The sequence below is a fragment of the Flavobacterium sp. 83 genome, assembly GCF_000744835.1.
Lineage (GTDB): Bacteria > Bacteroidota > Bacteroidia > Flavobacteriales > Flavobacteriaceae > Flavobacterium.
On the sequence record NZ_JQMS01000001.1, the window covers coordinates 1,868,105 to 1,882,392 of the forward strand.

The following is a 14,288-nucleotide window of genomic DNA, read 5'->3' on the forward strand; positions in this document are numbered from 1 at the left end:
TTAACTATTTAAAAATAATGATTATGAAGGTAAATGTTCATGCAGTTAACTTTGCTGTTGACAAAAAGCTAGTAGATTTTGTTCAAGAAAGAATGGACAAATTAGAAAAATATTACGATAAGGTAGTTTCTTCGGATGTTTTTTTAAAAGTTGAAAAGACAAGTGATAAAGAAAATAAAATTGCTGAAATAAAAATTAATGTTCCTGGGGATGATTTTTTAGTAAAAAAGCAGTGTAAAACTTTTGAAGAAGCGGTGGAACTATCGGCAGAATCTCTTGAACGTTTGTTAGTAAAAAGAAAAGAAAAGATAAGTTCGCATATTTAATATAAAATTTTTTAAAAAAATGTTTTGTTTGAGAGATAAAATCTCTACATTTGCAGTCCGTTAGAAATAGCGGACTTTTTTTATTGATTTGCCAGCGTAGCTCAGTTGGCTAGAGCAGCTGATTTGTAATCAGCAGGTCGTGGGTTCGAGTCCCTCCGCCGGCTCTAAAATTTTTTTCCAAAGCGTTTGGAAATGGTTCTTTTAAAGTACTGAAAATCAATAAAAGGGGAGATACTCAAGCGGCCAACGAGGGCAGACTGTAAATCTGCTGTGTGAACTTCGCAGGTTCGAATCCTGCTCTCCCCACAAAATAAAGTTTAAAATGAATATTTTAAATTTAAAAATGAAGATTTCTCTGCCGGTGTAGCTCAGGGGTAGAGTGCTTCCTTGGTAAGGAAGAGGTCTCGGGTTCAATTCCCGACATTGGCTCAAGTAAATAGGAAATAAAAATTAATATATAACAAGATTAAAATTAAGTAAAATGGCAAAAGAAACCTTTAACCGTTCGAAACCACACTTAAATATTGGTACGATCGGACACGTAGATCACGGTAAAACTACTTTAACAGCAGCAATCACAAAAGTATTATCTGATGCTGGTTACTGTCAAGCAAAATCATTTGATCAAATTGATAATGCTCCTGAAGAAAAAGAAAGAGGTATTACAATTAATACATCTCACGTTGAGTATGAAACTGCTAATCGTCATTACGCTCACGTTGACTGTCCTGGTCACGCGGATTACGTAAAAAACATGGTTACTGGAGCTGCTCAAATGGATGGTGCTATTCTTGTGGTAGCTGCAACTGATGGGCCAATGCCACAAACACGTGAGCATATCCTTTTAGGACGTCAGGTTGGTATTCCTAGAATGGTTGTATTCATGAATAAAGTGGATATGGTTGATGATGAGGAATTGTTAGAGCTTGTTGAAATGGAAATTAGAGACTTATTGTCCTTCTATGAATATGATGGAGATAATTGTCCAGTTGTTCAAGGGTCTGCTCTTGGAGGGTTGAATAATGATCCAGCTTGGGTACCAAAAATTATTGAGTTAATGGAAGCTGTAGATTCTTGGATCGAAGAGCCAGTACGTGATACTGAGAAACCATTCTTGATGCCGGTTGAAGATGTATTTACTATTACTGGTCGTGGAACTGTTGCTACAGGTCGTATCGAAACTGGTATTGCTAATACAGGAGATCCTGTTGAAATTATTGGTATGGGAGCTGAAAAATTAACTTCTACTATTACAGGAGTTGAGATGTTCCGTAAAATCCTTGATAGAGGTGAAGCAGGAGATAACGTAGGTTTATTGTTGCGTGGTGTTGATAAAGAATCTATCAAAAGAGGAATGGTTATCATTAAGCCAGGATCAGTAAAACCACACGCTACTTTTAAAGCTGAGGTTTATATCTTGAAAAAAGAAGAAGGTGGACGTCATACTCCGTTCCATAACAATTACCGTCCACAGTTTTACGTTCGTACAACGGATGTGACAGGTGTTATTACTTTACCAGAAGGAGTAGAGATGGTGATGCCAGGAGATAACTTAACTATTAATGTTACTTTGTTGAGTCCAATCGCAATGAGTGTTGGTTTACGTTTCGCTATCCGTGAAGGTGGTAGAACTGTAGGAGCTGGACAAGTAACTGAAATTGTAGGATAATATCCTAAAATTATATAAAGCCAGTTGATTTTCATAACTGAAAAATCGCTGGCTTTTAACTAACGGGCGTAGTTCAAGGGTAGAATAGCGGTCTCCAAAACCGTTGATGGGGGTTCGAATCCCTCCGCCCGTGCAAAAAAAATAAATCATAATGACAAAAGTTGTTAATTACATATCAGAAGCATTTGAAGAATTAAAGTCAAATGTTACTTGGCCTGCTTGGGCTGAGGTGCAACGTCTAACGATTGTTGTTGCTGTTTTTTCAGTACTATTCGCTTTGGCAACTTGGGGAGTAGATGAAATATTCGCAAAAGCTTTATCTGGATTCTTTAACTGGATAAAAGCGTAATTTTTTTTGTTATGGCAGATAATAATATTAAGAAGTGGTATGTCGTTAGGGCGGTAAGCGGGCAAGAAAATAAAGTGAAAGCTTATATAGAAACCGAGATTGCTAGACTAGGAATGGGTGATTATGTTTCCCAAGTTTTGGTGCCTACTGAAAAAGTAGTTACAGTAAAAGAAGGGAAGAAGATAATTAAAGATAAAGTTTATTTTCCTGGTTATGTTATGATTGAAGCAAATCTTATTGGTGAGATACCTCATATTATTAAGTCTATAACAAGTGTTATTGGTTTTTTAGGTGAAATCAAAGGTGGTGAGCCTGTTCCCTTGAGAATGTCTGAAGTTAATAGAATGTTAGGGAAGGTAGATGAGTTAGCTGTGAATACAGATACTCGTTCTATTCCTTTTAATATTGGAGAGACTATTAAAGTTGTTGATGGTCCATTTAATGGTTTTAATGGAACAGTTGAGAAAATCAATGAAGAAAAGCGTAAACTAGAAGTAATGGTTAAGATTTTCGGAAGAAAAACACCATTAGAGTTGAGTTTTATGCAAGTTGAAAAAGTATAATTTTTTGTTACATCTATAATATCTATTACAATCGCTTCCAATGATTGTAGTGTTAAATTTTTTAAAAAATGGCTAAAGAAATTAGTAAGGTAGTTAAACTACAAGTTAAGGGAGGTGCTGCGAACCCGTCGCCACCGGTTGGACCTGCTTTAGGAGCTGCTGGGGTAAACATCATGGAATTCTGTAAGCAATTTAATGCTAGAACTCAAGATAAGCCCGGCAAAATATGCCCAGTACAAATTACTGTGTATAAAGACAAATCATTTGATTTTGTTGTAAAAACTCCTCCTGCTGCTGTCCAGTTATTGGAAGCTGCAAAGCTAAAGTCCGGATCAGGTGAACCAAATCGTAAAAAAGTAGCTAGCGTTACTTGGGATGTTATCAAAGCAATAGCTGAAGATAAAATGGTAGATTTAAATGCATTCACAATCGAATCTGCTATGAGCATGATCGCTGGAACAGCTAGATCTATGGGTATAACTGTATCAGGAGATTCTCCTTTTTAATTAAGAGAAAGACATGGCAAAATTGACAAAAAAGCAAAAAGAGGCTGCTTCAAAAATTGAAAAGAACAAACTATATTCTCTTAAAGATGCTGCGGCGTTAATAAAAGTAGTTGCTTCTGCAAAATTTGATGAGTCTGTTGATATCGCAGTTCGTTTGGGCGTAGATCCAAGAAAAGCGAATCAAATGGTTAGAGGTGTGGTAACATTACCTCATGGAACTGGTAAAGATGTTAAAGTACTAGCATTAGTTACTCCAGATAAAGAAGCGGAAGCTTTAGCAGCTGGCGCAGACTATGTAGGTCTTGATGATTATTTACAAAAAATTAAAGACGGATGGACAGATGTTGATGTAATTATCACTATGCCTTCTGTTATGGGTAAATTAGGTCCATTAGGTCGTATTTTAGGACCTAGAGGTTTAATGCCAAACCCTAAAACAGGTACTGTAACTATGGATGTTGCTAAAGCTGTTCAAGAGGTTAAAGCTGGTAAAATTGACTTTAAAGTTGATAAAACTGGTATTGTGCATGCAGGAATTGGTAAAATTTCTTTTGGAAGCGAACAAATCGTTGAAAATGCACACGAAATTATTCAAACATTAATCAAACTTAAACCAACTGCTGCTAAAGGAACTTACATCAAAAGTATTTACCTAACTAGCACTATGAGTCCTGCAATTGCTTTGGACCCTAAAGCAGTATAATTGGTAGTTAAAAATTTTTAGTATGACTAGAGAAGAAAAATCAATCGCGATTGAAGTTTTAACTGCACAGTTAGCTGGTACAAACATTGTTTATGTATCTGATATTTCTGGAATGAATGCAGAAACAACTTCAAACTTGAGAAGAGCTTGCTTTAAAGCAGGTATAAAATTAGAAGTAGTTAAAAATACTTTGCTTGCAAAAGCAATGGAAGCTTCAGATAATGATTATGGTGATTTACCTTCAGTTTTGACTGGTAATAGTGCTATATTTATTTCTGAGATAGCAAATGCTCCTGGTAAAATTATCAAAGATTTTAGAAAAAAATCGGCTAAACCTATTTTAAAGGGAGCTTATATAAATTCTGAAATTTATATTGGTGATGATCAATTAGATGCGTTGGCAACTATTAAATCAAAAGAAGAGCTTATCGGTGAACTTATTGGTTTATTGCAGTCACCAGCACAAAGAGTTATTTCTGCTCTTCAAAACCAATTCGCTAATAGCGAAGAGGCTACAGAAGAAGTGGAAGTATAATAAAAATATAGGGTATTACTCTAATTTTTATAAAAAAAGCGCACAATAAATAAATTATATTTTTACAAATCATTTTAAAACGATAGAAAAAATGGCAGATTTGAAACAATTCGCAGAACAATTAGTTAACCTAACAGTAAAAGAAGTTAACGAATTAGCAACAATATTAAAAGATGAGTACGGAATCGAACCAGCTGCTGCAGCTGTTGTAGTTTCAGGTGGTGGTGAAGCTGCTGCTGAGGAAGTTCAAACTGAATTTACAGTTGTATTGAAAGAAGCTGGTGCTTCTAAATTAGCAGTTGTGAAATTAGTAAAAGAACTTACAGGTTTAGGTTTGAAAGAAGCTAAAGATGTAGTTGATAGCGCACCAAGTAATGTAAAAGAAGGTGTTTCTAAAGAAGAGGCTGAAGGGCTTAAAAAATCTTTAGAAGAAGCTGGAGCTGTTGTTGAGCTTAAATAGTTAAACTCAGTTTAAAGAATTAGGTTTAGGTCTTGGGTTTAGTCACCCAATGACCTAAACCATTTTTCGTATAACAAAAGTCTACCTTGTGTAATTACATATTAGTCTTTGAAAACAAATTTATTTTACCCATTACGAGGAAAAAAAATTAACAGATAATAAGAAAGTAGTTATCTTAAATTGATTTTTAAAGATGTAATGGTTGTAAAAGAAAAGTATAAATAAATCAATATTTGTACAAAAAAATTACTTTTTTAATCAAAATTTTGTCCATTGATGATAACAAATCAGACTGAAAGATTGAATTTTGCCTCAACAAAAAACATTCCCGATTATCCAGATTTTCTTGATGTTCAGGTTAAATCGTTTAAAGATTTTTTTCAATTAGAAACTAAATCTGACGAAAGAGGCGACGAAGGGCTTTACAATACCTTCATGGAAAATTTCCCAATTACTGATACAAGAAATAACTTTGTATTGGAATTCCTTGATTATTTTGTAGATCCACCGCGTTATACAATTCAAGAATGTATAGAAAGAGGTCTTACCTATAGTGTACCTTTAAAAGCAAGGTTAAAACTATATTGTACAGATCCAGAACATGAAGATTTTGAAACTATTGTTCAAGATGTTTATCTTGGTACAATTCCTTATATGACACCTAGTGGTACCTTTGTTATTAATGGTGCTGAGCGTGTAGTTGTTTCTCAATTACACAGATCACCTGGTGTTTTCTTTGGTCAATCATTCCATGCAAATGGAACAAAATTATATTCTGCCAGAGTTATTCCTTTTAAAGGTTCTTGGATAGAATTTTCTACAGATATTAATAGCGTAATGTATGCTTATATCGATAGAAAGAAAAAATTACCAGTTACCACTCTTTTTAGAGCAATTGGTTTTGAAAGAGATAAAGATATTCTAGAAATTTTTGATCTTGCTGAAGAAATTAAGGTTTCTAAAACAGGACTTAAAAAATATGTAGGTAGAAAATTAGCTGCTCGTGTATTGAATACATGGCATGAGGATTTTGTAGATGAAGATACGGGGGAAGTAGTTTCTATCGAACGTAACGAAATAATCCTTGATAGAGATACAATTATCGATAAAGATAATGTTGAAGAAATCATTGATTCTAACGTTAAATCTATTTTGTTGCATAAAGAAGATGCTAATCAAGGTGATTATGCCATCATTCACAATACGCTTCAAAAAGATCCAACAAATTCTGAAAAAGAAGCTGTTGAGCATATCTACAGACAATTGCGTAACGCAGAACCGCCTGATGAAGAAACTGCTCGTGGTATTATAGATAAATTATTCTTTTCTGACCAACGTTACAACTTAGGTGAAGTAGGTCGTTATAGAATGAATAAGAAACTTGGTTTAGATATTCCAATGGAAAAGCAAGTGCTTACCAAAGAAGATATCATTACCATTGTAAAATATTTGATTGAATTAATCAACTCTAAAGCGGAGATTGATGATATTGATCACTTATCAAACCGTCGTGTTAGAACAGTTGGAGAACAATTGTCTCAACAATTCGGTGTTGGTTTAGCTCGTATGGCTAGAACTATTAGAGAGCGTATGAACGTTAGAGATAACGAGGTGTTTACACCAATAGATTTGATTAATGCTAAAACATTATCATCTGTTATCAACTCTTTCTTCGGAACAAACCAGTTGTCTCAGTTTATGGATCAAACGAATCCACTAGCGGAGATTACACACAAGAGAAGATTATCTGCACTAGGACCAGGTGGACTTTCGAGAGAGAGAGCAGGTTTTGAGGTACGTGACGTTCACTATACGCATTACGGACGTTTATGTCCAATTGAAACTCCTGAGGGACCAAACATTGGTTTGATTTCATCTCTTGGTGTTTATGCTAAAGTAAACGGAATGGGTTTCATCGAAACACCTTACCGTAAAGTAACTAACGGAACTGTAGATTTAGTTTCTACTCCAGTTTACTTAAGCGCAGAAGAAGAAGAAGGAATGATGATTGCTCAGGCAAACATTCAAATGGATGCTACAGGAAAAATTACTGCCGAAGACGTAATTGCACGTCAAGAAGGTGATTTCCCGGTAATTGAACCAACAAGAGTAGATTATACCGATGTTGCGCCAAACCAAATTGCTTCTATCTCAGCTTCTTTAATTCCTTTCTTAGAACATGATGATGCGAATAGAGCCTTGATGGGATCTAACATGATGCGTCAGGCCGTACCATTAATTCGTCCTGAAGCTCCAATTGTTGGAACTGGTTTAGAGCGTCAAGTAGCTTCTGATTCTAGAGTTTTAATTAACGCAGAAGGAGATGGAGTTATTGAATATGTAGATGCTAATATTATCACTATCAAATACGATCGTTCTGAGGAAGAAAGAATGGTAAGTTTTGAGCCTGATGAAAAAACATACAATCTAATTAAATTTAGAAAAACCAATCAAGGAACAAGTATCAATTTGAAACCTATCGTAAGAAAAGGGGACAGAGTTGTTCTAGGCCAAGTATTGTCAGAAGGGTACGCAACTCAAAATGGAGAATTAGCTTTAGGTAGAAACCTAAAAGTTGCATTTATGCCATGGAAAGGATACAACTTCGAGGATGCGATTGTAATTTCTGAAAAAGTAGTTCGTGACGATATTTTTACCTCTATTCACGTTGATGATTATTCATTAGAAGTTAGAGATACTAAATTAGGTAACGAGGAATTAACGAATGATATACCAAACGTTTCTGAAGAAGCTACTAAAGATTTAGATGAAAATGGTATGATTAGAATTGGAGCCGAAGTTAAACCTGGCGACATTCTTATCGGAAAAATTACTCCAAAAGGAGAATCAGATCCTACTCCGGAAGAGAAATTGCTTCGTGCAATCTTCGGAGATAAAGCAGGTGATGTAAAAGATGCTTCATTAAAAGCGTCTCCTTCTTTACATGGTGTTGTTTTAGACAAAAAATTGTTCGCAAGAGCAGTAAAAGATAAACGTAAACGTACACAAGACAAGGATGCTTTAGGAGCACTTGAAATGGAGTTTGAAGTTAAATTTGTAGAATTAAAAGACAAATTAGTTGAAAAACTTTTCTTGATCGTAAACGGAAAAACATCTCAAGGTGTAATGAATGATTTGGGTGAAGAAGTTTTACCAAAAGGTAAAAAATACACTCAAAAAATGCTTTATGCTGTTGAAGATTTTGCTCACTTAAGTAAAGGTCAATGGGTTGCTGATGATGCAACTAATAAAATGGTTAATGATTTAATTCATAACTATAAAATTAAATTGAACGACTTACAAGGTGCTTTACGTAGAGAGAAATTCACAATTACTGTTGGAGATGAATTACCAGCTGGAATTTTGAAATTAGCGAAAGTATATATTGCCAAAAAACGTAAGTTGAAAGTTGGGGATAAAATGGCGGGACGTCACGGTAACAAAGGTATTGTTGCTCGTATCGTTCGTCATGAAGATATGCCTTTCCTTGAAGACGGAACGCCAGTTGATATCGTGTTGAACCCATTAGGTGTGCCTTCGCGTATGAACATTGGTCAAATTTATGAAACTGTTCTTGGTTGGGCTGGAATGAACTTGGGTAGAAAATTTGCTACACCAATTTTTGACGGAGCAACTCTTGATCAAATCAATGAATTGACTGACGAAGCTGGAATACCACGTTTTGGACATACACATTTATATGATGGTGGTACAGGAGAACGTTTCCATCAAGCAGCAACAGTAGGAGTTATCTACATGTTGAAACTTGGACATATGGTTGACGATAAAATGCACGCACGTTCTATAGGTCCATACTCGTTGATTACTCAACAACCACTTGGAGGTAAAGCTCAATTTGGAGGTCAACGTTTTGGAGAGATGGAGGTTTGGGCACTTGAAGCTTATGGAGCATCAAGTACACTTAGAGAAATCTTGACTGTTAAGTCTGATGATGTTATTGGTAGAGCTAAAACTTACGAAGCAATCGTAAAAGGAGAATCAATGCCAGAACCAGGATTACCGGAATCATTCAATGTATTAATGCATGAATTGAAAGGTCTTGGACTTGACATTCGTTTAGAAGAATAAATAAAATTTTAGTAATCAGTCTCGATTTTTCGGGACTGATTACTCATTTATATAAGTTTTTAGGATTTATACCCGTAACCCGTTCCGATTTTTTATTGAGACCTAATAGGTTTTATAAATAGCACTTTAAAAATAGTTTGAAGTTTAGAGAAGTAATCCGAGGTAATCTTTTAGTAGCAAGTCAAATGTCATAAAGTTTTAAAGTCGCGAATGACTTTCGATCTTAGACTTTCAAACTTTCGACTTAAATGAAAATCAATTTTTTAATTGCAAATAAATCAATAGTAAAAACTATGATGAATAATAGAAATAATAACAATAAAGATAAAAACCCTGTAAAAAGGTTTAATAAAATCTCAATAGGACTTGCTTCTCCTGAATCGATCTTGAAAGAATCAAGAGGTGAAGTATTGAAACCAGAAACTATCAACTACAGAACACACAAACCAGAACGTGACGGTCTTTTCTGCGAAAGAATTTTCGGACCAGTTAAAGATTTTGAATGTGCTTGTGGTAAGTATAAAAGAATACGTTACAAAGGAATCATCTGTGATCGTTGTGGTGTAGAAGTTACGGAGAAAAAAGTACGTAGAGACAGAGTAGGTCACATCAATCTTGTTGTGCCAATTGCTCATATCTGGTATTTCCGTTCTCTTCCAAACAAAATAGGGTATATCCTTGGTCTTCCATCTAAGAAATTAGATATGATTATTTACTACGAAAGATACGTAGTTATCCAAGCTGGTATTGCTAAAAATGCTGATGGTGAATCATTACAAAGATTAGACTTTTTGACAGAAGAAGAATATTTAAATATTTTAGATACGCTTCCTGCTGACAATCAATATCTTGATGATTTCGATCCTAATAAATTTGTTGCCAAAATGGGAGCAGAGTGTATTATGGATTTATTGGCAAGAATTGATTTAGATCAATTGTCTTACCAATTGAGACATAATGCTAACAATGAAACGTCTAAGCAACGTAAAACGGAAGCGTTAAAAAGATTGCAAGTTGTTGAATCTTTCCGTGAGTCTAACTTGAACCGTGAGAATCGTCCTGAATGGATGATTATGAAAGTAGTACCAGTTATTCCACCAGAATTACGTCCGCTTGTGCCACTTGATGGAGGTCGTTTTGCAACTTCAGATTTAAATGATTTATACCGTCGTGTAATTATACGTAACAACCGTTTGAAAAGATTAATGGAGATTAAAGCTCCTGAAGTTATCTTAAGAAACGAAAAACGTATGTTGCAAGAATCTGTAGATTCACTTTTCGATAATACGCGTAAAGCATCTGCAGTAAAAACAGAATCTAACAGACCATTAAAATCATTATCTGATTCCCTTAAAGGTAAACAAGGACGTTTCCGTCAAAATTTACTTGGAAAACGTGTAGATTATTCTGCTCGTTCGGTAATTGTTGTTGGACCTGAATTAAAATTATCTGAATGTGGTATCCCAAAAGATATGGCAGCAGAATTATACAAACCTTTTGTTATCCGTAAATTGATAGAAAGAGGAATTGTAAAAACGGTTAAATCAGCTAAGAAAATAATAGATAAGAAAGAGCCTGTAGTTTGGGATATCCTTGAAAATGTAATCAAAGGTCACCCGATATTACTGAATCGTGCTCCTACGTTACACAGATTAGGTATCCAAGCATTCCAACCAAAATTAATTGAAGGAAAAGCAATCCAATTGCACCCTTTAGTTTGTACTGCATTTAATGCGGATTTTGATGGGGATCAAATGGCAGTTCACTTGCCTTTAGGACCAGAAGCTATTTTGGAAGCACAACTATTAATGTTGGGTTCTCACAATATTCTGAATCCTGCAAATGGAGCTCCAATTACGGTACCTTCTCAGGATATGGTTTTGGGTCTATATTATATGACCAAAGAACGTTTATCTACTCCTGAGCTTAAAATTTTAGGAGAAGGAATCACTTTCTATTCTGCTGAAGAAGTAAATATTGCTTTGAATGAAGGAAGATTAGAATTGAATGCTCGTGTGAAAATTAGAGCAAAACATTTTAATGAAGCTGGTGACTTGGTTTACCAAATCATTCAAACAACTGCGGGTCGTGTATTATTTAATGAAGTAGTACCGGAAGCAGCTGGATATATCAATGATGTATTGACTAAGAAAAACCTTAGAGACATTATCGGACACGTTTTGAGTTCTACTGATGTACCTACAACTGCGGCTTTCTTGGATAACATGAAAGATATGGGTTACAAATTTGCCTTCAAAGGTGGATTGTCATTCTCTCTTGGGGATATTAGAATTCCAGATCAAAAACCTAAATTAATTGCAGACGCCAGAGAACAAGTTCAAGGTATTTCTGCTAATTATAACATGGGTCTTATCACTAATAACGAACGTTACAACCAAGTTATTGATGTATGGACTTCAGCGAATGCTCAACTTACAGAGTTAGCAATGAAAAACATTAGAGAAGACCAACAAGGTTTCAACTCAGTGTATATGATGCTTGATTCTGGAGCGAGGGGTTCCAAAGAACAAATTCGTCAGTTAACCGGTATGCGTGGTTTGATGGCTAAGCCAAAAAAATCTACTGCTGGTGGTGGTGAAATTATTGAAAACCCGATTCTTTCTAACTTTAAAGAAGGTCTTTCTATCCTTGAGTACTTTATTTCTACTCACGGTGCACGTAAAGGTCTTGCGGATACGGCTTTGAAAACTGCCGATGCAGGATATTTAACAAGAAGATTACATGATGTATCTCAAGATGTTATTGTTAATATTGAAGACTGTGGTACATTAAGAGGTGTTGAAGTATCAGCATTGAAAAAGAATGAGGAAATAGTTGAATCTCTAGGAGAAAGAATTTTAGGACGTGTTGCATTGCAAGACTTAATCAATCCTTTAACTAGTGAGATTTTAGTTAAATCTGGTGAGCAAATCACAGAGGTTATAATGAAAGCAATTGACGCTTCTCCAATCGAGAAAGTTGAAGTTCGTTCTCCATTAACTTGTGAAGCCTTGAAAGGTATTTGTGCAAAATGTTATGGTAGAAATTTAGCTACCGGAAAAATGACTCAACGAGGAGAAGCAGTTGGTGTTATTGCAGCACAATCTATTGGAGAGCCTGGTACACAGTTAACATTACGTACGTTCCACGTTGGAGGGGTTGCGGGTGGTATTTCTGAAGAATCAAGCATCATTACGAAATTTAATGGTAAACTTGAAATTGAAGATTTAAAAACTGTTAAAGGTGAAGATAGTGAAGGTAATGCAGTTGATATTGTTGTATCTCGTTCTACTGAATTGAAATTAATAGATGAAAGAACAGGTATCTTATTAAGTACAAATAATATTCCTTACGGTTCTAGTATCTTCGTTAAAGACGGTCAATCTGTTGTAAAAGGAGATGTAATTTGTAAATGGGATCCATATAATGGAGTTATCGTTTCTGAGTTTACCGGTAAAATTGCTTACGAAGATTTAGAGCAAGGTCAATCATTCATGGTTGAAATTGATGAGCAAACTGGTTTCCAAGAAAAAGTAATTTCTGAATCGAGAGCTAAAAAATTAATTCCAACTTTATTAGTTTATGGTAAAGAAGGTGAATTGATTCGTTCTTATAACTTACCAGTTGGAGCCCACTTGATGGTTGAAAACGGTGAGAAAATTAAAGCAGGTAAAGTTTTGGTAAAAATACCACGTCGTTCTTCTAAATCAGGAGATATTACTGGAGGTTTACCAAGAATTACAGAGTTGTTAGAGGCTCGTAATCCTTCAAACCCAGCTGTTGTTTCTGAGATTGATGGTGTTGTTTCTTTTGGAAAAATCAAAAGAGGTAACCGTGAGATCGTTATCGAATCTAAATTTGGTGATGTTAGAAAATACTTGGTTAAATTATCAAGCCAAATTCTAGTTCAAGAAAATGACTTTGTAAGAGCAGGGGTGCCTTTATCTGACGGTGCAATTACTCCGGATGATATTTTAAGAATTCAAGGGCCTGCTGCTGTTCAACAGTATTTGGTTAATGAAATTCAAGAAGTATACCGTCTACAAGGGGTGAAAATTAACGACAAACACTTTGAAGTAGTAATACGTCAAATGATGCGTAAAGTAAGAGTACAAGATCCAGGTGATACTTTATTCTTAGAAGATCAATTGATTCACACTAAAGATTTTATCGTTCAAAATGATAAATTATATGGTATGAAAGTAGTTGAAGATGCTGGAGATTCTAGTGCATTAAAAGAAGGACAAATTATTACGCCACGTGAGTTGCGTGATGAAAACTCTTTATTGAAACGTACGGATAAAAATCTTGTTGTGGCTCGTGATGTTGTTACTGCAACAGCAACACCAGTTTTACAAGGTATTACAAGAGCATCGCTTCAAACGAAATCATTTATATCTGCTGCATCGTTCCAAGAAACTACTAAAGTATTGAATGAAGCTGCTGTTGCAGGTAAAATCGATTACTTAGAAGGATTGAAAGAAAATGTAATTGTAGGACATAGAATCCCTGCCGGAACGGGTATGAGAGAATATGACAATACTATTGTAGGTTCAAAAGAAGACTACAATGATATGATGGCTAATAAAGAGGAGTACATTTATTAATAAAAAGATATGAGTAATTCAAATCAACAACAAGAACAAATTAATATTGAGTTGGATGAAAAAACTGCCGAGGGAATTTATTCTAATTTGGCAATAATAAATCATTCTTCATCTGAATTTGTTTTAGATTTTGTAAGCATCATGCCTGGTATTCCTAAAGCTAAGGTTAAATCAAGAATTGTCTTGACACCGCAACATGCCAAAAGATTGTTGAAAGCTATTGGAGAAAATATTCACCGTTTTGAAGTCGCACATGGCGAAATAAAAGACAGTGAGCAACCATCAATACCGCTTAATTTTGGTCCTGCAGGACAAGCATAATATTTTAAAGGCTCCAGAAATGGAGCCTTTTTTTTGTCTTTTTTTTAATGAAAAGCTTTTTTTATGGTATTATAATTCAATCTTTTTTTTGTTTTTAATTTAAAACGTTAGAAAGGAAACCGTTAACTAAATCTATACATTAAGCGGGTTTTTTATTCAA

At 35.0% G+C, this 14,288-nt stretch carries 11 protein-coding genes and 4 tRNA genes; all 15 read left to right on the forward strand.

Translation table 11 applies throughout. From position 1 onward, the window contains the following. Positions 1–23 precede the first annotated feature (23 nt). Positions 24–326 carry a ribosome hibernation-promoting factor, HPF/YfiA family gene (gene hpf, locus T410_RS08230; RefSeq protein WP_035674270.1) on the forward strand — a complete coding sequence of 101 codons (303 nt, stop codon included), beginning with the start codon at positions 24–26 and terminating at the stop codon, positions 324–326. Positions 327–416: 90 nt separating this feature from the next. Then, a tRNA-Thr gene (locus T410_RS08235) sits at positions 417–490 on the forward strand. A 61-nt stretch (positions 491–551) separates the two neighbouring features. Beyond that, positions 552–632: transfer RNA gene (locus T410_RS08240), tRNA-Tyr, on the forward strand. A gap of 51 nt (positions 633–683) precedes the next feature. Beyond that, positions 684–755 (forward strand) — tRNA-Thr (locus tag T410_RS08245). A 52-nt stretch (positions 756–807) separates the two neighbouring features. Next, positions 808–1,995 (forward strand): elongation factor Tu, encoded by a 1,188-nt coding sequence (gene tuf, locus T410_RS08250; protein WP_035670425.1) that lies wholly within the window; start codon positions 808–810, stop codon positions 1,993–1,995. A gap of 62 nt (positions 1,996–2,057) precedes the next feature. Then, positions 2,058–2,128, forward strand: a tRNA-Trp gene (locus T410_RS08255). A gap of 18 nt (positions 2,129–2,146) precedes the next feature. Then, entirely contained in the window at positions 2,147–2,344 is a 198-nt protein-coding gene (gene secE, locus T410_RS08260; RefSeq protein WP_035670428.1) for a preprotein translocase subunit SecE, read from the forward strand. A gap of 11 nt (positions 2,345–2,355) precedes the next feature. Further along, positions 2,356–2,907, forward strand: a complete 552-nt coding sequence (gene nusG / locus T410_RS08265; protein WP_035670430.1) for a transcription termination/antitermination protein NusG — start codon at positions 2,356–2,358, stop codon at positions 2,905–2,907. Between the two features lie 68 nt (positions 2,908–2,975). Further along, positions 2,976–3,413, forward strand: a complete 438-nt coding sequence (gene rplK / locus T410_RS08270; RefSeq protein WP_035639405.1) for a 50S ribosomal protein L11 — start codon at positions 2,976–2,978, stop codon at positions 3,411–3,413. Positions 3,414–3,426: 13 nt separating this feature from the next. Next, positions 3,427–4,116: a 50S ribosomal protein L1 gene (rplA, locus tag T410_RS08275; protein ID WP_035670431.1), complete on the forward strand. Its 690-nt coding sequence runs from the start codon at positions 3,427–3,429 to the stop codon at positions 4,114–4,116. A 22-nt stretch (positions 4,117–4,138) separates the two neighbouring features. Next, on the forward strand, positions 4,139–4,651 hold the full coding sequence (rplJ, locus tag T410_RS08280) for a 50S ribosomal protein L10 (RefSeq protein ID WP_035670433.1): 513 nt from the start codon (positions 4,139–4,141) through the stop codon (positions 4,649–4,651). Positions 4,652–4,742: 91 nt separating this feature from the next. Further along, entirely contained in the window at positions 4,743–5,111 is a 369-nt protein-coding gene (rplL, locus tag T410_RS08285; RefSeq protein WP_035670434.1) for a 50S ribosomal protein L7/L12, read from the forward strand. Between the two features lie 276 nt (positions 5,112–5,387). Then, positions 5,388–9,200, forward strand: coding sequence for a DNA-directed RNA polymerase subunit beta (gene rpoB, locus T410_RS08290; protein WP_035670437.1), 3,813 nt, complete (start codon positions 5,388–5,390; stop codon positions 9,198–9,200). Positions 9,201–9,493: 293 nt separating this feature from the next. Continuing rightward, positions 9,494–13,807 (forward strand): DNA-directed RNA polymerase subunit beta', encoded by a 4,314-nt coding sequence (rpoC, locus tag T410_RS08295; RefSeq protein WP_035674272.1) that lies wholly within the window; start codon positions 9,494–9,496, stop codon positions 13,805–13,807. A 9-nt stretch (positions 13,808–13,816) separates the two neighbouring features. Continuing rightward, positions 13,817–14,128, forward strand: a complete 312-nt coding sequence (locus T410_RS08300; RefSeq protein ID WP_035670440.1) for a DUF3467 domain-containing protein — start codon at positions 13,817–13,819, stop codon at positions 14,126–14,128. The last annotated feature ends 160 nt before the right edge of the window (positions 14,129–14,288 follow it).

Bases quoted from the DNA above. Each gene is read 5' to 3' on its own strand.
- T410_RS08300 (WP_035670440.1), top strand. From the start codon at position 13,817: ATGAGTAATTCAAATCAACAACAAGAACAAATTAATATTGAGTTGGAT.
- rplA (WP_035670431.1), top strand. From the start codon at position 3,427: ATGGCAAAATTGACAAAAAAGCAAAAAGAGGCTGCTTCAAAAATTGAA.
- rplJ (WP_035670433.1), top strand. From the start codon at position 4,139: ATGACTAGAGAAGAAAAATCAATCGCGATTGAAGTTTTAACTGCACAG.
- hpf (WP_035674270.1), top strand. From the start codon at position 24: ATGAAGGTAAATGTTCATGCAGTTAACTTTGCTGTTGACAAAAAGCTA.
- tuf (WP_035670425.1), top strand. From the start codon at position 808: ATGGCAAAAGAAACCTTTAACCGTTCGAAACCACACTTAAATATTGGT.
- nusG (WP_035670430.1), top strand. From the start codon at position 2,356: ATGGCAGATAATAATATTAAGAAGTGGTATGTCGTTAGGGCGGTAAGC.
- secE (WP_035670428.1), top strand. From the start codon at position 2,147: ATGACAAAAGTTGTTAATTACATATCAGAAGCATTTGAAGAATTAAAG.
- rplK (WP_035639405.1), top strand. From the start codon at position 2,976: ATGGCTAAAGAAATTAGTAAGGTAGTTAAACTACAAGTTAAGGGAGGT.
- rpoC (WP_035674272.1), top strand. From the start codon at position 9,494: ATGATGAATAATAGAAATAATAACAATAAAGATAAAAACCCTGTAAAA.
- rpoB (WP_035670437.1), top strand. From the start codon at position 5,388: ATGATAACAAATCAGACTGAAAGATTGAATTTTGCCTCAACAAAAAAC.
- rplL (WP_035670434.1), top strand. From the start codon at position 4,743: ATGGCAGATTTGAAACAATTCGCAGAACAATTAGTTAACCTAACAGTA.